Origin of the sequence: Stygiolobus caldivivus (assembly GCF_019704315.1) — an archaeon.
GTDB classification, from domain to species: Archaea; Thermoproteota; Thermoprotei_A; order Sulfolobales; family Sulfolobaceae; genus Stygiolobus; species Stygiolobus caldivivus.
In genome coordinates this window covers 2,027,092-2,052,562 of the sequence record NZ_AP024597.1, presented here as the reverse complement: position 1 = coordinate 2,052,562, position 25,471 = coordinate 2,027,092, and the positions used below count along the sequence as shown (strand labels likewise).

The following is a 25,471-nucleotide window of genomic DNA, read 5'->3' as shown; positions in this document are numbered from 1 at the left end:
TTATGTCTTCTGGTTCTGGACAATACCTGAAGCAGGTAACTCTGGGAATTGTTCCTTCATTCTCTGCTCTGCTACCATCGCTGCCTCGTCCAATATCTTTCTTGCCTCTGGCGAAGAAGCTACTCCAGCATTACTCACTCCGCCAAATTCACCCGCCTCAATTACTACTTCTTGTAGACCGTCACCTAACTCTGAGAGTTCTATGGATAGTTCAGGCATTACTCCTTTTAAGGTCCCCTTTAACTCGTTAATTACTCCCATTACTGGTATCAAGTTAACGTACACATCTCCTAACTCAGTCACGGTCTCCAGTCTCAAAGAGACTTGCTCTAAGGCTATCTGCGTAGTAAGTAGCTGTTTAGTAATTTTCCTTATTTCTGCGACCTCATTTGCATACATCGCTGCCCTCGTGTAGTCTTTTGACATCTGAGCCTCTACTACCCTTTCGAATAACGTCCTATCCCTCTCCTGCATCCTAGCAACATAAGCGTCAAGCCTACTTATCATAGACCTAACTCTATACTGTGCTTGTATTAACCTCATCTTCAAGGGGTCCTTGCTCTTGGGGATCTTTTGCTTCTCATTGCCATTCCACATTTTTTGGAACTCTTTACCCAACATGGGCAATTAATATATTAGCAACGAAAGATTTATAAAGGGGTTGACTAAATAATATGCCTTTAATAGGGTTTAAGTAAATAAGATCTGTTGGGATAGGTGTTGCCTACAGTTATTGATGATGACCCAGAAGTAGACATATTACTTGGAAAAGACCAACTTACAGTAATAATAGACTTAAGGGGAAGGGATAGTAATAAGCTCCTAGTAAAAGCCAATAAAAGGCAGCTTTATGTTTATGATAAAGAGACAAACAGCGTGATTAAAATAATATCACTGCCCACATATGTTGAGCCTGAAAGTATTAAATATGAAACTTACTACGGGACGTATATAGTCTCCTTAAAAAAAGTGAGGACTTATGAGTGAAATTTTTCCTCCTTCAAGCCCATTAAACAAAAAGTTATACCTCTTCGACTCGTACATTAGGGAGTTTGACGCAACAGTAGTAGACATAACCCAAGAAGGGATAGTCCTTGATAGGACAGCATTTTATCCAGGTGGTGGAGGGTTAGAGCCAGACAAAGGATTTATCCAAATAAATGGAAATAAATACGAAATTTTAGAAGTGAAAGAGATAAATGGGGAAATATACCACAAACTCAGTGATTATCAATTTTTTAAAACAAACGTGAAAATAAAAGGGGAAATAGACTGGGCTAGGAGGTACAGAATGATGCGACTTCACACTGCCTCACATATCATAGCTTCTATTGCATATACAAAATACGGTGCAAAAATAACCGGAGGGAACATCTCACCAGATTACGCTAAGGACGATTTCCCTATAGAGAGTAAAGAAATACTTCAAAAAATAGTTGAGGAAGCTAATGAGATAGCTAAACAGTCGATTCCCGTTAAAGTATATTTTCTGAGGAGAGATGAAGCCCTGAAAATCCCGGGGGTGGTAAAATTAGCCGAACGAATGCCGCCAGACCTTGAAGTATGGAGGATAGTAGAAATAGAAGGAATCGATATCCAAGCCGATGGCGGCCCTCACGTTAAAAATACCTCAGAAATCGGGGAAATATCGTTATTGAAGGTAGAAAATAAGGGAAAGAACAGAAAAAGGATATACTACACAGTGAAACCTTAAGCCCAAACATATTTTATACTCAATATAAACCTAACTCCGAAACCTGCTATTATCCCTATAAAGTTCATTACAGCAAGATAAAATGAGGACAAATGTACTGACGAGAAAAATAATAGAAAGAGCAAAGAAGTAAAACTAGCATAATGGACAAACAATATAACTAAAGCTATCACTACGGCATACTGTACCGCACCACCTATTATAGATGAAAAGTGGAACTTCAACATCCTTCCTATAAACGTGCCTACTCTTTCTCTTCTGAACGTCCATATATCGTTAAGTAGAAAATTAGAGAGTATTGAGACTTCTATAGCCAGAGCAAGAGATAACGCTATTGGTAGTACAGGTTTAAGTGCTAAAAGTATACCCTCGTTAACGATTGTCCCTATGCCACCCACAATGGAATATTTTATGATTTTTTCAAGCACATGTTTAAATCTTACATTACTATTTATAAAACTTTTCACTATTTAGAACTTCTGAAATAAGTCTTAACAAATATGGAGTACTGTTATTAATTGCGACTCTACCGTGGGTCTTCCTAAGCCCTATAAAACCTTCTGGCTCTCTAATCTGGTACCCAAGTGACCTCAACCTGAGGTTAAGAATAGAAGTTTCAATTGGAAATTCAACTAATACAAAACTAGTAGTAGTCCTATACCACCTAAAGGGAGAAGAAAACGAATCTATAAGGCTCTTTACATAAGAACGTGATAAGGATAGAAATTTCTTCAATTCCCTTGAGTCTATATTCGAAAATACATAGTATGAAATACTATTTATCCTCCATGGTGGAGCTCTCTTCTCGAGATCTCGTGACAAATACCCTATACTAAAACCTAATCTCAAACCTGGGACTGATAGGGACTTAGTAAAGGATGAAATTACAGTTAAATTCTTAAATTCTTCTGCAAGTTTGAAATTGTTTTCTAATGTACTTAAGTCTATAAAAGATTCGTCTAGGAATAACCTATTACCCCTTTGCAGGTACTCGATTATTTCCTCCTCCTTTATTGCGCTACCCGTAGGGTTCACCGGGTTACTGGTGACCACACACATTTCATCTAGAGGTAGATGGTACTCAAAGCGGTCTTCTAATTCTTTAGCGAAATAACTCTTTAACCTCTTATACTCAGAAAAATTTGGCTCAGGCACTGAGCAGGCTGGGAGCAGAGAAATAGCTTCCGAAGAACCGTTAAAGACTCCTACCAGCTCCGGATCCACACCGTAAATCTCCGCAACTAGCTCCTTAATATTTCGATAATCATCAACGGGGGGATAGTAAGTATAGACCTCTTTCCTTACAGCTTCCTCTATTAGTTCTCTTATAAAATCAGGGACTCCCAATGGGTTGAGGTTAACACTAAAGTCAATTATGTTTTCAGGACCTCCCCTTCCCCATCTAGTCCCGCCATGCCTCATAGTCCCTTCTCCCTTAGATATGTCTCAATTATATTTTTTTCAGCCCTCCTGAGGATCTCATCGAGGGTAGAAAGACTCACGTTTAATTTCTCAGCGAGTTTCTTGAGCGTTACTTTACGCGGATAATCGTAGTAACCAGCTTCTAGAGCGATCCTCACAATCTGCTCTTGCCTAGCAGTTATAACACTCTTAGACTTAGCTTTAACTACTTTTAAGACTTTGACATCGATCCTAGAATCTATGAACTCTCTTAGTAATTTTCTTAACTCCTGATACCCTTCCAGGACTAGCACCCAGACCAACGAATCGTGTATCCCATAACCTTGAATAATAGTATATTTAGATAAAATTTTACCAATTTCAGATTTTACCCTTAGTGTCCCTAAATATACATCTTTATCTACTTTGGTAAATAAATTTTGAAATTCCTGAGGAAAAGTCCCTTTTAATTCAATAAATAACTTAACCTCTTCATTATCTAATTTTATATCAAGAACGCTAAAAGAACTCTTACAATAAACTAAGTTTCTCGCCCATTCTTCTATAGGCGTTTGTAGTTGGACGTGGAGTAGCATCCCGAAATATTTAGGGGTTTAAAATATTTTAAACTAATTACAATTAGTAATCGGGGATTAGAATGGGTATAGATCCGAATTACAGAACGAGTAGGCAAGTCGTAGAAGAACATAGTGGGCATAAAGTATACGGGCCTGTCGAACCACCTAAAGTACTGGGAATTCACGGGACAATAGTAGGAGTAGATTTTGACTTGTGTATAGCAGACGGTTCGTGTATAAATGCTTGTCCCGTAAACGTATTCCAATGGCTAGACACGCCAGGGCACCCAGCATCGGAGAAAAAAGCAGACCCCGTTAATGAACAAGCTTGTATATTCTGCATGGCTTGCGTAAACGTATGCCCAGTAGCAGCAATAGATGTAAAGCCACCATAACATACTTTTTCTTCTTTTAACTAAGGACAAGAAACCACGAAATTAAATTCTTATATGAAATATATTAATGTTGTAAAATAAGTTATGTAAATATATCCAAGCAAAGAACTATATAAGTATGAATACCACCTCTATTATTTTTATTCTATACTTTCTTTCCTCCTCTTCTTTCTCCCTTACTCTATAATTAATATGTTTGATTCCGGATACCCCATCTTAGTAAGTATTTCCTTTACCCTATCCCTATGATCCCCTTGTAATTCTATTTTCCCATTTTTTACCGTTCCTCCAGCCGCTAATTTTGACTTAAGTTCAGAAGCTATCTTCTTGAGATCCGCATCAGTCCCATTTAACCCTTCTATTATCGTTACTTCTTTCCCATACCTTCTTTTTTCAACTTTTATTTTAATAAATTGTTCTTCTCTATTTAACTGCTCACATATATCTGGGGGTAATCCGCCACAGAGATCAGACATTCTCAGAAACTTTATTTTTAATACGGCTTTTTCAACTTTTCTGTTAACAGTTAGGTTTATATTTACGGATTTAAGATATGTTAAAGATGGCAAGGTATAGGTGCGGTAAATGTTGGAAAGAATTTGATGATACACAGCTTAAGGCACTACCAGGTGTAAGGTGCCCTTATTGTGGGTATAAAGTAATATTCATGGTTAGAAAACCCACAATAAAAGTAGTAAAAGCAATTTAGCCCCCCTTTATAAGCTTTGCAACAACTTTTTCAATAGACTCTCCCATCCCTTTCAGTTCTTCAAAGTCTCCCATCCATTTTAGAGCCCCGTTAGAAAGCACCATAGCCTTATCAGTTAACTTGTTTGCCACAGACATTATATGCGTAGAGACAATAAAAGTAGAGTCCCTTAAAGACTGAAAAAGGTCGATTACAAGGTCCTGTGTAGGGATGTCGAGGTAGTTTAATGGTTCATCAAGGAGTAAAATCTCTGGAGAATGGAGAATAGTCATAGCAATAGCCAATTTTTGCTTATTCCCTCTAGAAAGCTCAGCTGCTTTATATTTCCTGAATTTGTCCAACTCTAAAACTTCAATCAAATATTCCAGCCTTTTCTCGTCCTTGATACCCCTTAACACCATCATGAACCTCAAATTATCCTCTACAGACAAGGCAGGAAAAGGGTCTGCGTCCTCAGGTAAGTATCCTATACGCCTCTTAGAAGAAAGGGAAGTAGGATCATCACCCTTTATCTTAACTTCACCAGCGTCAGGTTTTATCAAGCCTGCAAGTATCTTCAGTGTCGTACTCTTTCCGGCACCGTTTGGACCTAAAAGGGCCCACTTTTCGCCGCACATTATCTTAAACGAAACTCCGTTTAACGCTATAGTGTCCCCGTACCTTTTGACTAAATCTCGAACACTAATACATTCCACAATATTTAAGTAGAAAACATAAAATAAAAATTGAGTTGTCGAACCGCATAAAATTTATTAAAAAATAAGGAAAGATGGGGAAAAAGTAAAAAAGTATGAGATACTACTGGCTGGGTATCTGGATCTTTAACTCCTGAGTTAACTCCTTATACCTATTCCTTACCGTAACTTCTGTGACCCCCGCTACTTGTGCTATCTCCTTCTGAGTACGCCTTTCGTCGTTTAACAAAGCCGCGATATAAATTGCTGCAGCAGCTAATCCCGCAGGGTCTTTACCAGCAGTGAGACCCATGTTCTTGGCCTTCTCTATTATTTCAGCCGCAGTCCTCATTGTAGCCCCGCTTAAGTTAAGCAAAGTCCCTATCCTCGTCACATAATCCTTGGGGTCGCTGACCGGGACGTCGATATCTAATTCCCTGAGTATTAGCCTATAACACCTAGCTACTTCCTTCCTATTAGCCTTTGTAAACTGCGCGATCTCGTCTAACGTCCTCGCCATTTTCATCCTCCTACACGCGGCGTAAATTGAGGCCGCTACTACGCTCTCTATTGACCTACCTCTAACTAGGCCTTTCTCTACAGCTTTCCTGTAAATTAGAGCAGCCTCATCCTTTACGGCCTTAGACAAATTGAGTAAGTTCCCTATCCTCTCAAGTTCATTCATAGCTTGTGCCAGGTTTCTATCGATAGACGACTGTATCCTGGCCCTTATCTGCCACTTCCTCCACCTGAGTACTTCCAACCTCCTCTTAGGGTCGAGGCTCCTGCCCATTGCGTCCTTATCCTTCCAATCTATGACCGTAGAAATACCCATATCGTGGATGGTCTGGTTAAGAGGACCGCCCACCCTACTCCTCTTCTCTTTCTCTTCAGGAGTGAATGCCCTCCATTCAGGACCTTGGTCAATAATCCTCTCCTCAATTACCTCTCCAGTCTCTGTACAAATATATTCTCCCCTTTCCTCGTCAAAAATAATCTTATCGGGTGGACAGATCGAGGAAGAAGGCTGGGCGTTAGCTTGCTTTTCTTCTACCATTAAATCACCACCAGATACACAAAAATTTAAAAACCCTTTAATGTATGACGATAGAAACATTTATAAACTTTTCGGTCTTAAAAAGTGCATAGATTCCGTTAAAAAATCAACTGATATAATCTATCATATGAAAGCTTTTATTGTAGGAATGAGTCTAACTTTTATTGGGATACTGTTTATAATTGCTAGTGCTGTTTCCACTACTAACATATCTAGTACTAACACCGGTTTTGCAGGCGTAATAATGTTAGGCCCTGTCCCAATAGTGATCGGTGCAGGTAACCCTTCAATAATGCCTATGATGTTCGCTTTTGCATTAGCGTTCACAATAATTGCATTACTCTTCTATTTGATACCCATACTACTTGCGAGGAAAGCTAAACAATGACCTAGTTTATCTATCCAGACAGAGTTTTTCCCGAAACGCACTGCATGAAATCTCAGAGTAAGCCCAGTTCCCTTGATATAAGGGCTCTATACACCATTTACCTTCTTTTAGTATTGTAACATAAAAAACGGAGTTAACAATAACTGGCTACTTATTGCTTATTTAACACCATACTTATTTTTAACCTACGACCTTATGTACATTAGGTTCAGATAAGTTACTAACATCAGCTAACGAGGTGTTAAAGGAGGTATTTACGGGGTTAAAAAGGAATAAATAGAATTACGATACTAGCTGAAGAAAGGGTAAAAGCGACCATTCCAGATCGGGAGATAGCTTAAAAAGTAGTAGGAGAAAGCGTCCAATGCGTAATAAATATAATTTACTTTATTAACAAAATTTTCATATGAAAGTAAATATACAAGCCCTAACAGTCAAGATAATGTTTTATATTGGCTACGTATAGGTCATATTATCCATTAAACCCCACATTAGAAATGTACATTAAGGGCTCTCATAGCCCAAATTTAGTAAGATTTCGAGGTTATTTGCACTTATATTTGATAAACTGGTTTATATTATCAGACTCTTTATAATTAAATGAACTTAATTCTAGATAGATAGGCATTATAACTTTTCGTTTTATATTACTATTATCGAATAAATAATCAGACAAGCTATTTTATTCAATTTTTAATTTCTACAGTTAAATTTCGGAATAATGAATTTGCGGTCTACGGAAAGAGCCAGCCAATTAAAAATTGAATAACTATAATCTACCGTTAAAGGAAGAGTTCAATGTATAGTTAGCATTCACATTGCTCTTATAAATTAATAGAGAATAGTCAGATTTTGTAACATTATAATTTAGGGTAATATTCTCTATATAGAACGTGTAATTATAACTAAACGATATATTAGTCCTGTTATTACTTATGTTCAGCAATTTAATATTTCCATGAGAAGGGATATACAAAAGGTATAAATAACCAATTGTCGTACCATTCGACGAGCTAACTTCCTTACTTTATATTAATCTTTTTCTAGTCTGCTTATTTTTCTCTGTTAATGAAGGAGTTATTTCAATTTTTCTCACAACAAAATTTGACGACTAGTGCATATCCTAAAAGCCTTTATATTTTTTTTTCAAAATTCAATGAGAATAATCAGCATATCCTTTTTTAATGTCCTTAACAAACATATACTTATGAGAATTGAAGATAAGGACGAGAAAGGTGAGGGTTATTTAGTTATTGAGAGTAAGGAAGATTTGGAAGAGTTTAGGAAAATGTTAATTGAAGCTTATTACGAGCTTAACCCCGACCGTAAACGTCCTTGTGAGACCCGATCTCCCAAATGAAAACTATGCAATTTTTTGTATCCATACTGTAAAGTATCCTTATATCTCCAGTAACCTCTATTGAAAACATATTATTACCATACATGTCTTTTCCTAACTTCTCTCTGGAGTACTTAACAGGGTCTTCTTTTAACAATTCTAGTTTATCAACAATTAGCATCAAATATTCTAAATTAGAAAATTCTCTAGCAACAAATCTAGCTAAATCTCTAGCTTCCTTAACTTTCCTCATCATGAACTTTATCTCCCACTTCTCACAAACCACGATAAAAGATATAGAAGAGAGATTTAAAAATCTTTCTATTTTCGTATATTATTTCATTAGAAATAATAATTAAATAAATAGTAAAATCGCCTATCCAAAAAGCTTAATCTCTTTTTCGGAAATGCCTAAGTCAGAAAAGTACTCCTTACATCTTGGATCACATAGATAGATTTTCATGACGAGAATGGAGAATGATCATGACAAGAAATTGAGTCTTCTTGATAGGTTAAACAATTATTATTCCCTTCATAAAAAAACCTAAATTACATCTCTACAAAGAGAGATGTAACGATGTTAGCCCTCACAATTATAGTGATTTTGCTTACGTTATTTAACTACAGACTTGTACTTTTCGACATAATAGCGATCTTAGGCTACTATTTCATGCCTAAATATGCTTTTCGATAATAACGGTATGTGGAGGATAACTTGAAATAAGATGAAGCTTTACTTTTTGTAGAAAGACGTTAAAGAGATCGACCTTATTGGTGATAATTTATACTTTTTGTTAAAAATGGCAAGATAGTTAAGATTGATGGGATTAGGGACACATATAGAATATTTATCGTTATAAAAACAAGATTTGAGCCCGATTAAAGTCATGGAATCCCAGTGTTTATTAAAAGCATCATTTGGCCGAGTAACCATAAAAGGAAGTAAACCCCTCCGAAAATTAGCATTATTTTTAATATAGGCCACACTACAGAGCCTTTCCTTGACGATTTCATTGTTTTCTTCTTTTGTTGTTTATAATACGATGGAGGACTCATTCCAGCGTTTTTAACCCACCACTCCTCATTTCTTTCCGCTATTTTTCTCTGATAATACTAGTATTTAGATAACTCCTTAAAGCGGCTATCATATAACAGCCTTTCATATAAGTTCATATCCGAATATTCTGGACTTGCATGAAGCGTTTCTTTCTCTTTCTTACTCACAATCATAAAAATGGTTATAGAATAAAAAATATTTTCACTTAAAGTTTAAGGGGTTTGTACTATATCTTGCCAGAATGCACTAAAATTCGTTGCTTGTAATGATGCATCTGCTGCTTGTCTATAACTCATTCCAGTGTTTAACCCTGTCTTTAACGCCTAAAGAACCTGAATTTAAAGTTATTTATTCTAAAACATAGAATACAGAATACGTAAAAAAGTTATAGCTTTGGAAGTTTATATTCAATTTAATGCTAACTAGCGTTAAAGTAGTGAGGAAGTATTATGCAATAAACTATGATAGGAGGATAGCTGCTGAAGCTGATTCAGAAGAAGAGATAGATAGGATTATGGAGGAAAAGGGTTACAAGAAGGGTACTTACGATATTTTGGTTTCAATAAAGTATGTGAAAAGTTAGGAGTTGGTAATGCCTCAAGTTGAAATACCTTTTGTTAAGGTAAACGATACATATTTACCATTATTGAAAGCTAAAATGGGGGATGCCCCAAGCTCAATAGAGAGTATTTAGTTTATGCACTTCCAGAGATTCATTTATACCGTTCATGAACTCTATAGAGAAGAAGTTTATCGATACGGGTTCGATAAAGCCTTTCTTCCCCTTCATCAGTAGTGAGGAGATAGTTGAAGAAAATGGCATATTTCTGGGCGTGAGCGGAACTGGAAATAAGATAATCTATAATCCTTACACAAAGATTAACTACAATATTGTAATTTTAGGAGAATCTGGCTCAGGGAAGTTAATGACTAATAAGGTCATCCAGAGGAGGTTCTATCAGATTCATCAGGACTGGCCCTTAATCGGCTTGGACCCAGAAAACGAATACGTCAAACCTCAAGTAGCAAGAGCATTAGGTGCAATTCCAGTCGAAATAGACCTAAAAGAGCTTGAAGCCTCTGGAGGGAAGCTCACAGCAGACGGACTACTCACCGCAATGCGTTACGCGTCAAGAAAAGTGTTTGGGCCGGCATCCAATCATAAAGCATAAAAGCGTAGTAAAGACAAAAAGTAGAATAATAGTGCAAAGGCAAACACTACAATACTTTGAATGTCTAGATTATGAATTTTCGGTTTATATTTCGATATAAAATAGACTGATGCAAGAATGTAACTTGCTATCATGAGTAAATAAGTTAAACCAGCTATGAGTGTTGGTAATTGAGATATTGAAACTACTGAAATATTAGCAATCATAATATAAGGTATTAATGAAAGGAAATAGACATTGTATTTAATTATTAGTCGATGTGTAAATAATATATCCGTAAATATATCCGTAATAATTATAATTATAAAAATTGGAAACTTCATTAGAATAATAAAGCTGATATCAGTTATAAAATATACAACTACTAATAACAAACCATATCTTCTAAATATTTTCTCATAATACTTGTCCATCATTAATCACCAGAAGCCATGCCATGGTGGTGAGTAGGGAGGCGATGGTGGAATTATTGAAGAGTGTGGTTGTTCATATAAGAAGTAACCAAAATTATAGTTTGGAACTAGTAATAATGTAAAGCTATTTGTAAATGGATAATACTCACCATTATAATACACGCCAGTCTCCCCATAGCTTCCAGCAGGAATACAACCACTCCAGAATAGTATATTAACTTTCTCGAATGATGTTGCATACAGTAGATATAACGTGTCAACTCCATTCTCGCTGTATGTCTCGAGAAGATATTTATATTGTATAGCATTATAAGTTATATACATACCTATAACTAAACCAATCATACCACCGGCAAGTCCACCTATTGGAGTTGCTAAAGAAGCTATTGTCTGAGCAATATCAGTAGCAGAAGTCTCTGAAACATTGCTTAAAACTAGTATTCCTTCTACATAGCCCCATGAATAGGAGCATACAAAATGAATAGGGTCTATGTTTATTGTCATTGGATCATTACTATTATTTGAGTATATCGTGATTTCATTATCATTTATAATTGCAGTAATATTATTATCATTTCCTACTATATTCATTGAACCACTCAATAATGTAATACTGTTTACGCCAGGGTCTTCTACAACGTAACCCGTTGCTTTAATTCCCCCGACATAACCGTTAAATGATATGTTGTACTCGTTATTACCTACTTCACTTTTAGTATAATTAAACCAGTAGAATTGTGTGGTTGTAGTCTTTCCTTCCGGTTCTATTCCCTTAATATTCATGTAAGTTCGTGTGATTTTAGCAACACTATCCATACCATTCGGTTCGGGAATATCAATTAAGGTTATATTATACGTAATCTTAACTAATATATCACCATCAAGGGTAGTATTTACTAAGGAAATAGTGTCAAATGTGTAATTATTATAACAAGCTTTCCCGAAATAAGTAAAAGTATAATTAGTATTATTCATAACAACCCAACCATTAGCATTAGATATTACATAACCACTATAATTACTAGTACTAAATGAGGATATATATTCTTGCGAAACGTCAAAATGTAAAATAACGTGGAAAAGTGATAGAGTACAATTTATAGGCTCAGTAGTGAGGTTAGTAGTAGAAGACGAACTGGCTAAAGCATTTACGTTTCCAATTCCCAAACCATTGAGTGTATATTCTATTGGTAATAGTAAATTGAGAAGAGTTATAATAATTATAGCCCTAATACTACGAGGCAAATAAAATCTATTTAAGAGAATATCTTTAAAGACTCTATACACAATAAAAATTGAGAAGAGTTAAAAAAAGGTTAACTATAATCAATTAGAGTGTAGAGCTTCCGGTATAAAAACCCTTTCCATCAAAAATCAAGCATAGTCCATACTACTTATGAAAAACAAGGCTCTTCTTATCACTCGTTAACATTGAACGGTTTATTATAGTACAGCACAGCCCAAGTAATAACAGCAAGCTTCCTAGCACAAGCAATAATCAACTTCTTACCCTTCAACCTACCCTTATGCTCCACACACTCTAAGATAAAAAGTTAAATATAATCAGTTAAAGCTACTCTCCTACTAATATTTTGCTATAGAATTATCACCAATTTTCCTCCCTTAATTAAGCACTTTCACAAATAAATGCTAACTGTTTAAGAAGACGTAAACTGCTACTCGATTACACTTTAAATAAGCCTTCAAATTGCATGAAAACCTTTGTTTAGAAGGCAACACATGCCTCTAATTTGGGTTCGTAACCGTGGGAAAAAATATCTTGTCCTTTAAAATCTCAGAAAGTAAGTTAATCTGATATTACAGCCCAATAGTAAACCTGGTTGTTCTGTGTTCTGCTACACAGCCTTATTGTGTAGTTATATAATTCGTCTTCATTTAATGCCTCATTACCGAGTTGGGAAATTGAATCTGCAACACATTCATCAACATAACTTAACAAATCATATTGGCGTGTTGAGTTTAGGTAATTCCTCACCCTATCTATCACGTTCTTAGCAGTATCAGCATACTTCCTAGCCTCATCATAAGTCCTCTCCCAATCCTCATACCAGATAACAATAGCAATAATTGCAGAAGCTACAGCAGCTGATAAACCCAGAGCTGATATTAGCGTAACCTCAGCCTTACTGGCACTAGAAACATACTTCTTACTTAGAGAAAGAATATCACCAACATCCAACATATTAGCATACTCCATGATAGAATCATCAGTATACTCACCACCAACAGTCTTAGGGCCGGGAACAAGAATCATAGATGTAAAGGTATACTCTCGAATACCTATGCAGAAATGAGATGTAGGCCCTCTTTGTGGCGCTATTTTTCATTAATTTAATTATACCATTCTCCAAGTCTACTTGCTCGACGCTTAGAGAATAAACTTCCCCCATCCTTAACCCTGTTTCAGCTAGAATGAGGAAGAACGTCTTCTATTCTCGCAATTTCGTCAGGGGCTAGAAACTGCAGCACTTTCTCTAGGACCTCTTTCGGGATCTCCCTCAACCCTTTCTTATATCGCCACCTTGTAGCTTTTGAAATTCCTAATTGTTCATACGTTATTTCCTTTTCTTCAGTTGCGTATGTAAATAATCGAATTTTCTGTTCATTTGTGAGCTTATCTATATCTATTATTGGCATATCATTAGTTTCCAGTCTGGGTTTAAGATGGTTTCCAGTTTTTCCTAGATGGTTTCCGACCTAAATCACCCCTCTTTCAATTTAAGGGAAAAGAAGTGCCGCGGCCGGGATTTGAACCCGGGTCACAGGCTCGAAAGGCCTGCATACTTACGGCGCGTAGAGCTTGACCGGGCTATACTACCGCGGCATTTATATTTTACTATCTAAGTCGGTTAAAAGATTTACGTAAACACTTATAAACATTCATCTTATAAATCACTGATTAATAACGTTGAAATAGTTGTCATTTTACAGATTATACAACAAATATGCTTAATAATTACATACCGTTTAATCTTTAAATCTTAAGAAAAGCGTGAGTTCCCTAAATCCTAACCGCGGTCTGTGCCCGGTGCCTTAACCTAAGATAGCCAAATCTTATAAAGGTATAAGCGGTTAAGCCTCAAGGTCACACTAAAGTCCCGCCTTAGTGTTTATTACAAACCGCTGTAACGATAAGCTCATTAGCCCTTATCACTGTAGGTACGGCTAAGAACACGCAGTGTATTTCTTGAATATACAAGATATTTCGTTAATTCCATCTAAAAAGTCCTTTACGCCTCTCTAAACTTTAATGCCGAGCACAGTACTGAGTTTGTGAGGCCCTTAGGGCTTATAAACTGTAAGCGGCCGTTTAGTATCGGAGTTAGCCGAGCTAGAGCCTCACCTAAATGGGTGTAGAGTTTACGATCAAAATTAACTAAAATGTTATTGGTGCAAAGTCAGGTCTACCTGCCTATTACCTCTAGTATAATTCACGGCTATGGGAGCCGTAAAAGAATATGACATGTAGAATAGTAAAATCACTGAGTATTATACCGTGCTTTTCTCCTATAAGCTAAGCTAGAATTTTTACTCAGTGAGGTTAAGTACCAGTAATGCTATAAAGTGTCTAGAAGTAAGCCCGTTTACGTGTATAGTGTATCGACAATGGTATGAGACGTTACAGGGGGCCTAAAAATTTCACTATAATTCTTTTTTTGATAAGAGATAAGCAAAGGGTAAGTAGTCCTAATTTTGTGACACCATTAGCGTGTTAAGGCCAATAAAGCCTTAGCTGTGCCAATCGTGTTAGTCGTAAACCTAATCAATAAAAACTCCCTTTTATACCCATGGGACGATGTAGCTTGGCGCTTAGTTTCCCGAATGTTCAACATAGGAATAGTTACACGTAAATCTTTTAAACGGCATAAAAAAGTATATAAATGCCGCGGTAGTATAGCCCGGTCAAGCTCTACGCGCCGTAAGTATGCAGGCCTCTCAAGCCTGTGGCCCGGGTTCAAATCCCGGCCGCGGCACATGGGGGATTCCCCCATACCCCCAATTCCATCTTTCATTTTTAGATATGATTCTACAACGTCAATTAAAGGACCTACGTAAGTTTCCCTTACGTCACCGTTCACGTTCTCTAGTTTGTAACATAATACCACCCTTTCCTCTCACGTATAATTATATCCCCGTATTTATAACGCGTCTTATCTCTCGTCATTTTCCGTTGCGTATTATGGTTGCCAAAACGCCTTTATAAGTATAGGCAACTTGTTAATTTTTGCCGTAATAACGCGTTGAGTTGAAAGAAGACGGCAAAGATCCCATTGCTTTACAAAAAATTCAATCTAGAAGCAGTTATTCTACTTTTCCTTGGTAATACTGAACTACTAGTAATACTAATAAAGTTTCTAGGTCTACGTCTGGGTTGTTGAAAAAAGTGAAGTACTAGAAGGGGCTGGCACTACAAAGGGCCGACCCTTAAGTCAGGGATCTCACCAACCTGATGGGCGTGGAGGAGCTCCTCCAATTCGTCGAAAATTATTTAGGAGGTGTATTGTCCTTGATAAAAACCTTTAAGTAGCGTTAAAGTAGAATAACTGCTAGTATAAGGTAAATGAGGGTAGTATAGGTTATGTTGCATTCCTTAGATAACTCAGTTCTCTTTTGTCTCCCTTTTTTAGCTAGATTTAGGAGGATCTGGATTTCAGGTTCTAACAACTTATCCATCTTTCCTCAATGTTCGATTATCGAATAATTTGGCTTAAACTTAATCTATCGATTATCGAATAAGGAAATAATGCCGTTATCAGAAACCGAAAGCAGAGCGTTATTAGAGCTCCTAAAGGAAAACGGACTGCCTATAAGTGAGCTACAAAAACGGTCTAGGATAAGTGGTAGTGTTATCGCAAAAATTATAGATTCCTTAAAGGAAAAGGGATTAGTTGAAGACAAATATGAATTAGAGGGAAGAACCAGAAAGAGGATTATCTATTTAACAGGCAAGGAAGAAAAGTAGCAGAGTTATTATATCAAATAGAAAATTATCTATCTAAGCCCAAGTAGGTTTCTTTTAAAATCTAGTCTATATTAACAAAACTCGGCTTTTAACAGAAGAGTGTACCAAAGGTGATGAGTTAAAAGAGAGATAAATAGAAAGTATTAAAAGTAGAAGCAAAGAATTGAATATATTGGTGTAAAAAGATGGCGAAAGTTGAAGAGGGTGTAATGATTATAGAAACAAAGGAAGAAGCTGAGAAGATATTGAAGGCTATAAGGAAAGAAAAAGTTGATGAAGAGCTTCTTAAGGAAGCGTCATCATTTAGAGGAAAAAGCATCCTGTCTAGCTCTTAACACGTTTTTATATAACGAGTAAAAGTAATTTGTGCCTCTCTTACTCTCATAAATCTTTTCGAATCCAAGCTTCTCGTAAAAGTCTTTAGCCGTTCTAGTATAAACTAAAAGCCCTATACAGCTATTCTCGATACAGTAGTTTAACGAGTACGGAATTACGAAACGTTTAACTAAAGCTGACCCTATACCCTTACCCTGATATTTCTTGTCTATCCCTAGTTGTCCTAAAAGTAACACGGGGAGCTTTTTGAAAGATATTTCGATTTCATGAGGGAGACCTCTATTAGTGAACTCCTCCTTTAACCCACTTATCATCTCATTTTTAGCCTCACCTGTAAATTCAAAGGAATAGCTAGAAAATGATACGAAACCTACTAGATCGTTACCGCAAACCAGAAGGAACGTATGGTTAATTCCTGCTAAGTAATGCCCTACTGCAAGCCTCCTTATGAAGTCATTCTGTTCTTCTTCACCACAATCAAACCTTTTAAACTTATCTAGAAAAGATGACTGAATTGTGTAAATGTTACAGTCCCCTAAAGGTGTCTGAATAGTTTTGTAAGGTCGTGGGTATTCATTCAATATCTACTCGATATGAGATGATAAACCAAATAAATAAATCTTGATATTCGAAAATCGATAATAGAATATTAAGGAAGATGATTTCCACTCAAATCTCCTCAAAAAGTTACGTAAAATGGGTTTCTGTTTTTTACACACTAAGAGAAGGAATCGTAGTAGCAGGAGTGATACGGCCGTTCGCAGGTCCATTGCGATTTTAGTTTGTCTTATTGAGCTATTTTAACTGTTAATACATTGAGTAAAACTAATACTAATAAAAAGCTAATAGGTGGGGGTAAGAGGGTTTATAACTTTAATTAGACAAGGAGTTCAAAGGGTATTTGGATCATTTATACATAGAATTATATTAATTCGACAGAGAGTATTTCAATTTGCAATGGAGACGTGAGCGAGCCCCGTTATCTCTTATAGGTAAACATTACATTACTTTTGAATTTATAGTGAAAAAGACTATATTCATAAGTATAAAACGTAGAGGTTCAAAAATAATACCGTTATGCAAAGGTTTTTAGTCATAAATAAGGATCAAGTTGACCTCCTTTTTGACCCGGCCAATGTTAAAATCTTCGAACTACTAATAAATGGCGATCTAAACCCGACACAGGCCTCCAAAAAATTAACAACCCATTAGTTTGGCGGAAGCCGAAGAAGGTGAAAGATAAAGGGCTTATGAAGTTGTAAAGGGCAAAAGAAAGGGGATTTTCAAAGCAAAATATTCTAGGGCTAAGGCTCTATACCTTACCCCGCTACTAGACCTAGAGATCCTATAGCCGTGGAAATTTACCAAAAAGTTTTGAAAACCCGTGAAAAGGTGCGGGGAAAATGAAGGAATTAAATGGTATACCGCCCGGTATAAACGCTGTGGACTATGTGGTCGTATTGGATACCATATTAAACTTCGAGACTATCCTCGAAAATGAAGATGAAGTAAGTGATATAATAGAAAAAACGAGGAATTTTCTCTTTTCATCTATGAAAGGGAATCTTAAATAAGCACGCGGTAATGTAATCATCATGAACAGCCTAATATTAGTCCTTGGCTTAATCTCCTTAATCATAGGTGTGGTGCCCCTCTTTCTGGTAAAGAGGAGTTTATTAGTCCTGGGAATTGCAGCTGCGGCGTATTTTTCAGCAATCATTACTAAACTAGTTATCCAGACATCTTTTCTACAGTTTTTCCAGACCCCTCAAATACCCACTTATCTCGCTTACGGGGCCCTAACTGCGATAACTGAACCGGGGTTTGCATACCTATTCGCTAGGTTTGTTAAACGGTACCCCCAGACTTACGGGGTATCCTTAGCCTTTTGGGAAAACGGGTTTTTAGTAGGCTTCCTCACAGTATTAAACGGTATATTACTTCCCCCTGATTTTAGTATATCCTCGCCCCTTTTAGCTGAACCGTTGGCAGTAATTATTTTAGGGAAGACAATGGACAGGTTGAGCTCTCTATTTCTCCACTACAGTTGGGGAGTTTGTGCGTACCTATCTTTCTGGAAAAAGGACGTGAAGTATATACTTTCTGTTGCACCCTTAGGCCTTTTAGACTCATTAACGGCATATATGAGCCTTGCACACGTTAGTAACTATTTAGAGATTTCATTCCCTGCCTTCATTGTAGGTGTTGTCGGGCTCTTGGTTACATCATACTACATGAAAAGGATGACTCCCATGCACCCCGGAGAGCTATAGGCTCACGTCAGCTCTGAACTATACTTGAGGGTCAGGGAGGCAATAGAAAGGTCGTTCATGTCTCCATTGCGAATTCAAAAATTAGTTCTAGAATTAGTATAATCTAGTGTAAAAATAGTTAATACAAGTCAAACATTATGTACATAATAAAACTATAAACTTCTATTCAAATCGCTCCAAAACGAAGTAGCATATCTCTTCCCTAAAGGGTTTCCCGTCCCTTTAGGTTCTCGTTTAAATAGCTTAATATTTACTGCCTCGCCTTCCATACCATCGCAGCTGTCTCCATAATTATCTTCGCGCCTAAGACTGACGTAATCCCAGACGGGTCATAAGGGGGAGATACTTCGACTACGTCGAAACCTACTACCCTTTTATCTATTATTAATGACATTATGTCAAGGACGGTAGTAGGGTCGAGCCCTTCAGGCTCGGGTGTCGCAACACCAGGTGCATAAGAGGGATCTATCCCGTCCATGTCATAGGTGATGTATATTTTTTGGCATTCCCTCAAGGACATTACGATCTTCTGGGCTACGTCCCTTACTCCGAGTAGTCTTATCTGCTTGGGGATGAAGTATAATATCCCTTTTGAATTAGCGTATTCTATCTCCTCTTTAGAGACAGCCCTAGTCCCTATCTCTATTATCTTTACACCTTCTTCTGATATCCTCCTCATCACACAAGCATGGTCATATTTATACCCCATGTAGTCGTCCCTTAGGTCTAGGTGGGCGTCGACACTTATTAAGCAGTCCGGCCTGATCCCTCTTGTAGTCCCTACTGTAACTGTGTGCTCTCCGCCTATTCCTATCACTACTTTGCCCTTTTCAGCGTAATAAGATACTACGTCACTTATCCTTCTTACGTTTTCCTCAGCATTCGAGGGGTGCATGACTACGTCTCCTACGTCGTTAAACCCCACTTCGCCCATGTCTATCCCGCTCCGTATAGAATAGAACTCTATAAACTGTGCCGCATCTCTTATCGCTGATGGGGCAAACCTGGAACCGGGCCTAAAACTGCTGGTTATGTCCATGGGTAGTCCTAAGACCACAAACGGAGATGAGGGTCTACTGAAGCCTGCGAAGGATCTTACGTTCTCGTTCAAAAATAATAGTCTAGTATCAGCCATGAGTAGAAGTTTTTTATCCCGTTTATATGCTTATCTCGTATGAGTGATCTCCAAACTAAGGTAATGGAACTTGCTAGAAGGAGGGGAATATTCTGGTCTTCTTATGAAATCTATGGCGGAGTAGCGGGGCTTTACGATATAGGGCCTATAGGGACTAGGATAAAGAATAGAATTGTAGAAACATGGAGGAAGTTCTTCATAAAAGACAACTCGGACTTCGTAGTAGAAATAGAGACCCCTTTAGTTACTCCCTATAAGGTACTGGAAGCCAGTGGTCACGTAGAAAATTTTACAGACCCGATAGTAGAGTGTACTAAGTGCCATAATGTTTATAGAGCTGACCACTTAATTGAGGAGGTTGCAAAGGTTAATGTTGAGGGTCTGAGTACATCTGAACTCGATAAGGTTATCAGAGAAAAGGGGATAAAATGTCCTAAATGTGGGGGTGAATTAGGGGAAGTCAGGCTGTTTAACCTCTTATTTGAGACCAATATTGGACCTTATAGTGGGAATAAAGGTTTCATAAGACCGGAGACCGCGCAGGGCATGTTTACGTCTTTTAAACGTGTTTATGAATCTTTCAGGCAAAGACTCCCTCTAGGCATCGCACAAGTGGGTAGGGTAGGGAGAAATGAGATCTCACCGCGTCAAGGGCTAATTAGGATGAGGGAGTTCACCATAATGGAGGTAGAGTTTTTCTTCGACCCGGAGTCACCTGGAGAAGTACCGTTAGATAGAGTAGAAGACTTGACGTTAAACATACTGAGGGGCGAGTCTAAAGTTAAAGGTGAGGGACCTTCCTCATATAAGCTCAGAGAAGCTGTAGAAGAAAAGGTAATACTGAGCCCTTGGATGGCTTACTGGATGGGTGTTGCCGCTAAATTTATTTCAGCCCTCGGGATACCATCTTCTTCGACATACTTTGAAGAGAAGCTACCCCATGAGAGGGCACATTATTCTAAACAGACATTCGACCAGATGGTCATTATAGGGGACGAAAAAGTAGAAATATCAGGACATGCTTATAGGTCAGACTACGACCTTTCTAGGCACATGAAATATAGCGGACAAGACCTTACCGTGTTTAAGAAATATGACTCACCGAAGATCGTTAAAAAGAAGACTGTTATAATCAACAGGGACGAATTAAATAAGGAGGGGAAGGAATTCGTAAAAACTTTTATGCAATTTATTAGCGGTAAGTCACCTGAAGAAATTGACGAGATGATAAATAAGGGTGTTAAGTTTAATGATAAGGACCTTTCTAAGTACGTGAAAGTGCTGGAAAGGGAAGAGAAAATAACGGGGGTCCATTTCATACCCCATGTCGTTGAGCCGTCTTTCGGAGTTGAAAGGTGCCTTTATTTGACAGTGCTAAATGCTTATAGGGAAAAGGAGGGGAGGGTGGTGTTATCTTTACCTAAGGGCCTTGCGCCCTATGATCTAGCTGTATTTCCACTTCTGGAAAAGGAAGAGCTGATAAAGAAAGCTAGGGAGATATACGAACACTTGAGAGAAAAATATGATGTAGTCTTTGATGATGTGGGTAGCATAGGGAAAAGGTATGCCAGAGTGGACGAGATTGGCGTGCCTTACTCAATTACTATAGACCCTACTACTTTGTCTGATAATACGGTAACGGTTAGGGATAGGGATAGCTGGAAGCAGATAAGGGTCGAAATCGAAAGGCTGGATGAGGTAATAGAAAAGTTGTTCAAAGGTGAAGAGTTTAATAAGTTAGGAAGAGTAGTTGATAATAATGAGTAAGGAGCATTCTGATAAAGTTGAGGGAAAGGAGGAAGAGAAAAAGGTAGACGTCAAGTCCCTTGTGAACATAATCCCTCCAGCTTCTGCACTTAAGAAGACGAAGCAACAAGTTAAAGAAAAAAGGGTTAAAATGAAGAAGAGGGCGGACATAGACCAAGGGGTTATATTAATGTCCTCAAAGCTAGCTTCGGAATTAAATATAAAGGACGAAGCAGAAGTATCAGTAAAAGGTAGGAGGAATAAGTTCAAAGTTATAGTACAAGACGGGTTGCCCGATAACGAGATCTGGGGTAACGACGCTGACATGTTAAAGTTAGGGTTGGAGGATAATAGTACAGTGAGTGTTAGGGCGGTCTGATGAACCAGAGCGAAATTGAGGTTGGTAGGGTCTTACTCCATTTCGAGCAAGTAGTAGAGGAGTACCATAACGTCCTAGACGAACTAGAAAACTATCTTATATTACCAGAGGTAGAAAGCGAGAAATTAGATAGATTACTTAGGAGATTAAGGAGAAATAGGAGACAGTTGCTTAACGGTATCCAGACTATAGTAGATAATATTAATGGCCTGAACGATAGTAAGATGAAGGAAGAAGCTTTAGGCCTTCTTAACTACTTCTATATAGTGGGGCTAAACGACGATGAAAACGTGTTGAAGAAAGCAAAAGAAATTGCACAGGGGTTGTCTGAAGAAATAGACAAGGATCTCGAAATAGTATCTAAAATACGTTCATTAATTTTGAAATTCGTTTATTAACCATGAGAGCATCACTATCTTAGCAATGGGTGTTCCTGAGCTTAACATTGAAGAGCAAATACAAACTATATCCAATTCTATATTAGACCAGCTTAGAATATTGTACCAGCAATTTACAGAATCTAACGTAAACCATATGCAGGCATATTCTAAAATAGACGGTATAAAATCGTCTGTAGAAGACTTGAGATATAAGGTCGGAGAATACGTATTAAAGGTAAGTGAAGGTTTACTGTACAGTAACTTGTACTTGGATGTAATCATGCAACTTGAGAAAGTTTCACAAAATATCGGGGCCGCTTCATATAGGTTTGGAGTGCTCAGCAATAAGGTTAAGAACCAAGACCAGACTCTTTTAACTCTAGCTGTTTCGATGGTAGAAAAGCTCATAGCTGCTACAACTAACATTATGGAGGCTGTGAGGCTCTTGTCTGTTAATGCAAAAAAGTCATCTGAAAAGGCTAGAAACGTGATAAAGATAGAGGAAGAAATAGATGATCTATATAGAAATTTTGAGTTAAAACTTTTTGAGAAACAAAATAGCGATATGGCTTTCTTGATGTTGAGTAAAGATATCGCAGATAGGCTGGAAGATTGTGCAGACCTACTGAGAGATGCAGCAAATGACCTTATGTATTTAAGTTTTTTAAGGGAATAGTAAATGCCACCGAGAGGGAAACTTATAAAGGACAAAGTCCTTGTAGAAGACGTTACTGATGCTAGGTCTATCTATTCGTTTGGATACTATGGTAAACCCCTAGATATTCTAAAGCCAAAGACCCCAGACGATATAAAGAGTCCGCTTATACTTTCTATAATAGAAGCGGTATATTTGTTGAAGAAGGGACTCATAGAAGTACAAGGGGATATTGACGGGAACGAGAAAAATCTCAGTTACGATGAATTATATAAAATTGGGGCGGATACGCTACCTAGGTTTGGTATACTATATTCAGTATATGAAGATTTGAGAGACAAGAACTATGTGGTCAGGTCTGGGATAAAATATGGGGCTGATTTTGCTGTATACACCATAGGTCCAGGTATCGAACATGCCCCCTACTTGGTCATAGCTTTAAAAGAAGACGAAGATATCTCGCCCAATGAAATATTAGGTTTCGGTAGGGTCTCTCACAGTACAAGGAAAGAGCTAATACTGGGAATAGTAAATCCAGTGACCAAGAATATAAGGTACATAATATTTAAATGGCTGAAAATCTAAATCTATTTTAAGTACTTGCGTTAAAAACTGGGTGATACACGGTTTGAGCGGAAGAGAACTAAGACGTGGCAAACAAGACTTTGGACTTGATGAGCCAAAACCTATGCCGTTAGGTGAAAAATGTAATTATTTATGCCCGTTCTTCAGATGTAATAAAAAAGCTCTAAACATACAGAAGAAATATATTAAAGGGACACCGCAAAAAGTAGGCTACTGCATGTGGGTAGGTGACGTGTGTATAACCGGTGAATGCCAATACGCATATTGTGAGAAAAGGGCATTACTTCCAGGGAATAAATGTGCATTTGCCGTTAACAAGAAAAACGGCGGTACAGAAGATATGGAAAAAGAACTAAAGCATGACGAGTATGACAACAAAGTGAAAGAGTTACTATCTAAGAAATACGGTCGCAGAGACCTTGACTTTGTGTAGAGTCTTCACCCCAATGTTTATAAATATTATTTTCTACTTCTAACATATCAAGGATTTTCCCAACTACAAAGTCAATTAAGTCTTGAATGTTTTTAGGATGATGGTAATAACCAGGAGAAGCTGGAAGTATTATCCCTCCTGCTTGTGCTACCTTTAGAGCGTTCTCCAGCTCTATAACTCCTAATGGAGTCTCTCTAAGTAACAAGACTAACCTACTTCTAGTCCTCAGAAAATTAAGTGCAGTCCTTACTAGTAAATTAGATGCTATCCCTGAAGCAATTTCTGCAAGTGTCCTAATACTACAAGGGACTATGGCCATTCCTATTGCCTTAACAGTATGGCTTGAGCTAGATGGAGGAGCCTCTATTTCATCTTCCATATAGACTGGGAAAGAAAACTCATTAATGTTTGACACGAGATCTATACCACATTCTTTCTCAGCTACTTTAATTGCACCTCTCGTTACTATTACTTCTGATTCAAAACCCATCTCTTTTATGACCTTTAGGAACCTTATTGCGTAAATAGTCCCGCTAGCTCCCGAAATCCCAGTTATAATAAGGTTTTTCTTTTCTCTCCCGTTTTCTGCTCTTGTCTCCTTAGCCATTCCCTCACCCACATATTATAACATTGTTTGCTACAAAATACCCAAGGTTTGTTATTACAGCATGTTTTTACGGTAATTGGGTCTCCGTGGATTATTTTACCGCACCAGCTACACCTCAACGTATTTACATGAGCGTCTAATTGCATTGGCATAATTTTATCTCGCGTTAGACTATATTAAATAAGTTTGTTATAATAATGGTATTTAAGTAAGTTAATAAGTAAGTTAATTGAGAGTGAAAGATCATGGAATCTGACTCGATCCAAATTAAATCGGTAGAGGAAAGCAAGATCAGTAAGTACATAATAGAATATACAATGAAAGACTGGCTTAATATAATTGAAAACGATGTGGTAATCGTTGGTGCTGGTCCGTCTGGAATGGCGGCTGCATATTATTTAGCTAAGGCCGGGTTAAAGACCGTAGTATTCGAACGGAGGCTTAGTTTCGGGGGCGGGATAGGCGGAGGGGCTATGTTGTTCCATAAGATTGTAATTGAGAGCCCTGCAGATGAGATCCTCAGGGAGATGGGCATTAATTTAGTTAAAGCCGAGGAAGGGGTATATATAGTTGATACCGCTGAGTTCATGGCTAAGTTAGCTTCATCAGCTATATCAGCCGGAGCTAAGATAATTCACGGGATAACTGTTGATGATGTTATATTTAGGGAAAACCCACTTAGAGTAGCAGGAGTTGCAGTAGAATGGACTGCCACCCAAATGGCAGGGCTTCACGTTGACCCTATATTTATTTCTGCAAAAGCAGTAGTAGACGCTACCGGACATGATGCCGAAGTAATTTCAGTGGCATCAAGAAAGATACCGGACTTAGGGATTGTTATCCCAGGTGAGAGGTCTGCGTACAGTGAGCTTGCTGAAAAGCTTACGGTAGAAAATACTGGAATGGTTGCACCTGGGTTATATGCTGCAGGAATGGCTGTTACCGAAGTGAAAAACTTACCCCGAATGGGGCCCATATTCGGGGCTATGGTTCTATCTGGAAAGAAAGTTGCCGAAGACATAATAAGGGATTTGCGTAACTCTTAAAGACTTGTTATTATA

General features: G+C 37.7%; 35 protein-coding genes, 2 tRNA genes and 2 pseudogenes. 19 read left to right on the top strand and 20 right to left on the bottom strand.

All coding sequences use genetic code 11. The features are described from left to right. The gene (cdvB1/B2, locus tag KN1_RS10110; RefSeq protein ID WP_221287419.1) at positions 1–621 is read right to left on the bottom strand and encodes a cell division protein CdvB1/B2; all 621 of its coding nucleotides are present in this window, start codon (positions 619–621) and stop codon (positions 1–3) included. A gap of 99 nt (positions 622–720) precedes the next feature. On the opposite strand from cdvB1/B2, the gene KN1_RS10105 reads away from it, so the two are divergent. Both KN1_RS10105 and alaXM read left to right on the top strand, forming a co-directional pair. After that, positions 721–987, top strand: coding sequence for a hypothetical protein (locus KN1_RS10105; RefSeq protein ID WP_221287418.1), 267 nt, complete (start codon positions 721–723; stop codon positions 985–987). Next, entirely contained in the window at positions 980–1,714 is a 735-nt protein-coding gene (gene alaXM, locus KN1_RS10100) for an alanyl-tRNA editing protein AlaXM (RefSeq protein WP_221287417.1), read from the top strand. The genes KN1_RS10105 and alaXM overlap by 8 nt, the downstream gene beginning before the upstream one ends. Here the strand turns inward: alaXM and KN1_RS10095 are convergent. From KN1_RS10095 to KN1_RS10085, 3 genes are read right to left on the bottom strand one after another with little or no spacing between them, the layout of a single operon-like run. Next, on the bottom strand, positions 1,711–2,142 hold the full coding sequence (locus KN1_RS10095; RefSeq protein WP_221287416.1) for a GtrA family protein: 432 nt from the start codon (positions 2,140–2,142) through the stop codon (positions 1,711–1,713). The two genes, alaXM and KN1_RS10095, sit on opposite strands and share 4 nt — an antisense overlap. Positions 2,143–2,161: 19 nt before the next feature. Then, a complete protein-coding gene (locus KN1_RS10090; protein WP_221287415.1) occupies positions 2,162–3,136 on the bottom strand; it encodes an aminotransferase class I/II-fold pyridoxal phosphate-dependent enzyme in 975 nt (324 codons plus the stop codon). Continuing rightward, the gene (locus KN1_RS10085) at positions 3,133–3,711 is read right to left on the bottom strand and encodes a helix-turn-helix domain-containing protein (RefSeq protein WP_221287414.1); all 579 of its coding nucleotides are present in this window, start codon (positions 3,709–3,711) and stop codon (positions 3,133–3,135) included. The genes KN1_RS10090 and KN1_RS10085 overlap by 4 nt, the downstream gene beginning before the upstream one ends. A gap of 62 nt (positions 3,712–3,773) precedes the next feature. On the opposite strand from KN1_RS10085, the gene zfx1 reads away from it, so the two are divergent. Continuing rightward, complete coding sequence (gene zfx1, locus KN1_RS10080) at positions 3,774–4,088, top strand: zinc-containing ferredoxin Zfx1 (RefSeq protein ID WP_221287413.1); 315 nt, start codon at positions 3,774–3,776, stop codon at positions 4,086–4,088. Between the two features lie 176 nt (positions 4,089–4,264). Here zfx1 and yciH read toward each other — a convergent pair whose 3' ends face one another. Continuing rightward, a complete protein-coding gene (yciH, locus tag KN1_RS10075; RefSeq protein WP_221290674.1) occupies positions 4,265–4,564 on the bottom strand; it encodes a stress response translation initiation inhibitor YciH in 300 nt (99 codons plus the stop codon). Positions 4,565–4,650: 86 nt separating this feature from the next. Here yciH and KN1_RS10070 point away from each other — a divergent pair, with 86 nt between their 5' ends. Then, positions 4,651–4,797 carry a DNA-directed RNA polymerase subunit P gene (locus KN1_RS10070; RefSeq protein ID WP_221287412.1) on the top strand — a complete coding sequence of 49 codons (147 nt, stop codon included), beginning with the start codon at positions 4,651–4,653 and terminating at the stop codon, positions 4,795–4,797. Here the strand turns inward: KN1_RS10070 and KN1_RS10065 are convergent. After that, positions 4,794–5,492, bottom strand: a complete 699-nt coding sequence (locus KN1_RS10065) for an ABC transporter ATP-binding protein (protein ID WP_221287411.1) — start codon at positions 5,490–5,492, stop codon at positions 4,794–4,796. The genes KN1_RS10070 and KN1_RS10065 overlap by 4 nt on opposite strands. A gap of 103 nt (positions 5,493–5,595) precedes the next feature. Then, on the bottom strand, positions 5,596–6,528 hold the full coding sequence (locus tag KN1_RS10060) for a transcription initiation factor IIB (protein WP_221287410.1): 933 nt from the start codon (positions 6,526–6,528) through the stop codon (positions 5,596–5,598). 40 nt (positions 6,529–6,568) lie between these two features. Here KN1_RS10060 and KN1_RS10055 point away from each other — a divergent pair, with 40 nt between their 5' ends. Continuing rightward, a complete protein-coding gene (locus KN1_RS10055) occupies positions 6,569–6,916 on the top strand; it encodes a TIGR00304 family membrane protein (RefSeq protein ID WP_225905650.1) in 348 nt (115 codons plus the stop codon). Between the two features lie 1,313 nt (positions 6,917–8,229). On the opposite strand, the gene KN1_RS10050 is transcribed toward KN1_RS10055, so the two are convergent. Continuing rightward, positions 8,230–8,511 carry a type II toxin-antitoxin system RelE family toxin gene (locus KN1_RS10050; protein ID WP_221290670.1) on the bottom strand — a complete coding sequence of 94 codons (282 nt, stop codon included), beginning with the start codon at positions 8,509–8,511 and terminating at the stop codon, positions 8,230–8,232. A gap of 1,216 nt (positions 8,512–9,727) precedes the next feature. On the opposite strand from KN1_RS10050, the gene KN1_RS10045 reads away from it, so the two are divergent. Both KN1_RS10045 and KN1_RS10035 read left to right on the top strand, forming a co-directional pair. Then, positions 9,728–9,895, top strand: coding sequence for a hypothetical protein (locus KN1_RS10045; RefSeq protein ID WP_221287409.1), 168 nt, complete (start codon positions 9,728–9,730; stop codon positions 9,893–9,895). A gap of 145 nt (positions 9,896–10,040) precedes the next feature. Beyond that, positions 10,041–10,484 carry a hypothetical protein gene (locus KN1_RS10035; RefSeq protein WP_221287408.1) on the top strand — a complete coding sequence of 148 codons (444 nt, stop codon included), beginning with the start codon at positions 10,041–10,043 and terminating at the stop codon, positions 10,482–10,484. A gap of 419 nt (positions 10,485–10,903) precedes the next feature. Here the strand turns inward: KN1_RS10035 and KN1_RS10030 are convergent, their stop codons facing one another. From KN1_RS10030 to KN1_RS10010, 6 genes and pseudogenes are all read right to left on the bottom strand, one after another. Continuing rightward, positions 10,904–12,184 carry a hypothetical protein gene (locus tag KN1_RS10030; protein ID WP_221287407.1) on the bottom strand — a complete coding sequence of 427 codons (1,281 nt, stop codon included), beginning with the start codon at positions 12,182–12,184 and terminating at the stop codon, positions 10,904–10,906. A gap of 131 nt (positions 12,185–12,315) precedes the next feature. Next, positions 12,316–12,429, bottom strand: a pseudogene (locus tag KN1_RS10025) (IS110 family transposase); the annotation flags it as partial. Positions 12,430–12,704: 275 nt separating this feature from the next. Then, a complete protein-coding gene (locus KN1_RS10020) occupies positions 12,705–13,172 on the bottom strand; it encodes a hypothetical protein (RefSeq protein WP_221287406.1) in 468 nt (155 codons plus the stop codon). Continuing rightward, the gene (locus tag KN1_RS14780; protein WP_258712505.1) at positions 13,150–13,308 is read right to left on the bottom strand and encodes a hypothetical protein; all 159 of its coding nucleotides are present in this window, start codon (positions 13,306–13,308) and stop codon (positions 13,150–13,152) included. Before KN1_RS14780 ends, KN1_RS10020 begins: the two co-directional genes overlap by 23 nt. Positions 13,309–13,321: 13 nt before the next feature. Continuing rightward, positions 13,322–13,555 (bottom strand): hypothetical protein, encoded by a 234-nt coding sequence (locus tag KN1_RS14775; protein ID WP_225905649.1) that lies wholly within the window; start codon positions 13,553–13,555, stop codon positions 13,322–13,324. 96 nt (positions 13,556–13,651) lie between these two features. Continuing rightward, a tRNA-Glu gene (locus tag KN1_RS10010) sits at positions 13,652–13,742 on the bottom strand. Positions 13,743–14,801: 1,059 nt separating this feature from the next. On the opposite strand from KN1_RS10010, the gene KN1_RS10005 reads away from it, so the two are divergent. Continuing rightward, positions 14,802–14,892 (top strand) — tRNA-Glu (locus KN1_RS10005). A gap of 33 nt (positions 14,893–14,925) precedes the next feature. On the opposite strand, the pseudogene KN1_RS15040 reads toward KN1_RS10005, so the two are convergent. Then, a pseudogene (locus KN1_RS15040) lies at positions 14,926–15,024 on the bottom strand (putative integrase); the annotation flags it as partial. Between the two features lie 424 nt (positions 15,025–15,448). Further along, positions 15,449–15,592, bottom strand: coding sequence for a hypothetical protein (locus tag KN1_RS09995; RefSeq protein ID WP_225905648.1), 144 nt, complete (start codon positions 15,590–15,592; stop codon positions 15,449–15,451). Positions 15,593–15,662: 70 nt separating this feature from the next. Here KN1_RS09995 and KN1_RS09990 point away from each other — a divergent pair, with 70 nt between their 5' ends. Together KN1_RS09990 and KN1_RS09985 are read left to right on the top strand one after the other, a co-directional pair. Then, a complete protein-coding gene (locus tag KN1_RS09990) occupies positions 15,663–15,881 on the top strand; it encodes a MarR family transcriptional regulator (RefSeq protein ID WP_225905647.1) in 219 nt (72 codons plus the stop codon). Between the two features lie 185 nt (positions 15,882–16,066). Continuing rightward, on the top strand, positions 16,067–16,216 hold the full coding sequence (locus KN1_RS09985; RefSeq protein ID WP_221287405.1) for a hypothetical protein: 150 nt from the start codon (positions 16,067–16,069) through the stop codon (positions 16,214–16,216). Here KN1_RS09985 and KN1_RS09980 read toward each other — a convergent pair. After that, positions 16,181–16,798 carry a GNAT family N-acetyltransferase gene (locus KN1_RS09980; RefSeq protein WP_221287404.1) on the bottom strand — a complete coding sequence of 206 codons (618 nt, stop codon included), beginning with the start codon at positions 16,796–16,798 and terminating at the stop codon, positions 16,181–16,183. The two genes, KN1_RS09985 and KN1_RS09980, sit on opposite strands and share 36 nt — an antisense overlap. Positions 16,799–17,620: 822 nt before the next feature. On the opposite strand from KN1_RS09980, the gene KN1_RS09975 reads away from it, so the two are divergent. Beyond that, positions 17,621–17,791, top strand: coding sequence for a hypothetical protein (locus KN1_RS09975; RefSeq protein WP_221287403.1), 171 nt, complete (start codon positions 17,621–17,623; stop codon positions 17,789–17,791). Between the two features lie 21 nt (positions 17,792–17,812). After that, positions 17,813–18,490, top strand: coding sequence for a hypothetical protein (locus KN1_RS09970; protein WP_221287402.1), 678 nt, complete (start codon positions 17,813–17,815; stop codon positions 18,488–18,490). 250 nt (positions 18,491–18,740) lie between these two features. Here KN1_RS09970 and speB read toward each other — a convergent pair whose 3' ends face one another. Further along, on the bottom strand, positions 18,741–19,625 hold the full coding sequence (gene speB / locus KN1_RS09965) for an agmatinase (protein ID WP_221287401.1): 885 nt from the start codon (positions 19,623–19,625) through the stop codon (positions 18,741–18,743). Between the two features lie 39 nt (positions 19,626–19,664). On the opposite strand from speB, the gene glyS reads away from it, so the two are divergent. The 6 genes from glyS (at position 19,665) to KN1_RS09935 (ending at position 23,803) form a co-directional block, all read left to right on the top strand. Then, positions 19,665–21,392 carry a glycine--tRNA ligase gene (glyS, locus tag KN1_RS09960; protein WP_221287400.1) on the top strand — a complete coding sequence of 576 codons (1,728 nt, stop codon included), beginning with the start codon at positions 19,665–19,667 and terminating at the stop codon, positions 21,390–21,392. Continuing rightward, complete coding sequence (locus KN1_RS09955; RefSeq protein WP_221287399.1) at positions 21,385–21,750, top strand: hypothetical protein; 366 nt, start codon at positions 21,385–21,387, stop codon at positions 21,748–21,750. Before glyS ends, KN1_RS09955 begins: the two co-directional genes overlap by 8 nt. Further along, positions 21,750–22,148, top strand: coding sequence for a hypothetical protein (locus KN1_RS09950; protein ID WP_221287398.1), 399 nt, complete (start codon positions 21,750–21,752; stop codon positions 22,146–22,148). Before KN1_RS09955 ends, KN1_RS09950 begins: the two co-directional genes overlap by 1 nt. A 25-nt stretch (positions 22,149–22,173) precedes the next feature. Further along, positions 22,174–22,806 (top strand): DUF47 family protein, encoded by a 633-nt coding sequence (locus KN1_RS09945; protein ID WP_221287397.1) that lies wholly within the window; start codon positions 22,174–22,176, stop codon positions 22,804–22,806. Between the two features lie 3 nt (positions 22,807–22,809). Then, complete coding sequence (gene endA / locus KN1_RS09940; protein WP_221287396.1) at positions 22,810–23,370, top strand: tRNA-intron lyase; 561 nt, start codon at positions 22,810–22,812, stop codon at positions 23,368–23,370. 103 nt (positions 23,371–23,473) lie between these two features. Further along, positions 23,474–23,803: a hypothetical protein gene (locus tag KN1_RS09935; RefSeq protein WP_221290668.1), complete on the top strand. Its 330-nt coding sequence runs from the start codon at positions 23,474–23,476 to the stop codon at positions 23,801–23,803. Here the strand turns inward: KN1_RS09935 and KN1_RS09930 are convergent. Both KN1_RS09930 and KN1_RS15130 read right to left on the bottom strand, forming a co-directional pair. After that, positions 23,766–24,410 (bottom strand): UbiX family flavin prenyltransferase, encoded by a 645-nt coding sequence (locus KN1_RS09930; RefSeq protein WP_221287395.1) that lies wholly within the window; start codon positions 24,408–24,410, stop codon positions 23,766–23,768. The two genes, KN1_RS09935 and KN1_RS09930, sit on opposite strands and share 38 nt — an antisense overlap. Next, complete coding sequence (locus tag KN1_RS15130; RefSeq protein WP_225905824.1) at positions 24,356–24,556, bottom strand: TRASH domain-containing protein; 201 nt, start codon at positions 24,554–24,556, stop codon at positions 24,356–24,358. Before KN1_RS15130 ends, KN1_RS09930 begins: the two co-directional genes overlap by 55 nt. A 99-nt stretch (positions 24,557–24,655) precedes the next feature. Between KN1_RS15130 and KN1_RS09920 the strand changes: the two genes are divergently transcribed. Next, positions 24,656–25,456: a sulfide-dependent adenosine diphosphate thiazole synthase gene (locus KN1_RS09920; protein WP_221287393.1), complete on the top strand. Its 801-nt coding sequence runs from the start codon at positions 24,656–24,658 to the stop codon at positions 25,454–25,456. Positions 25,457–25,471 lie beyond the last annotated feature (15 nt).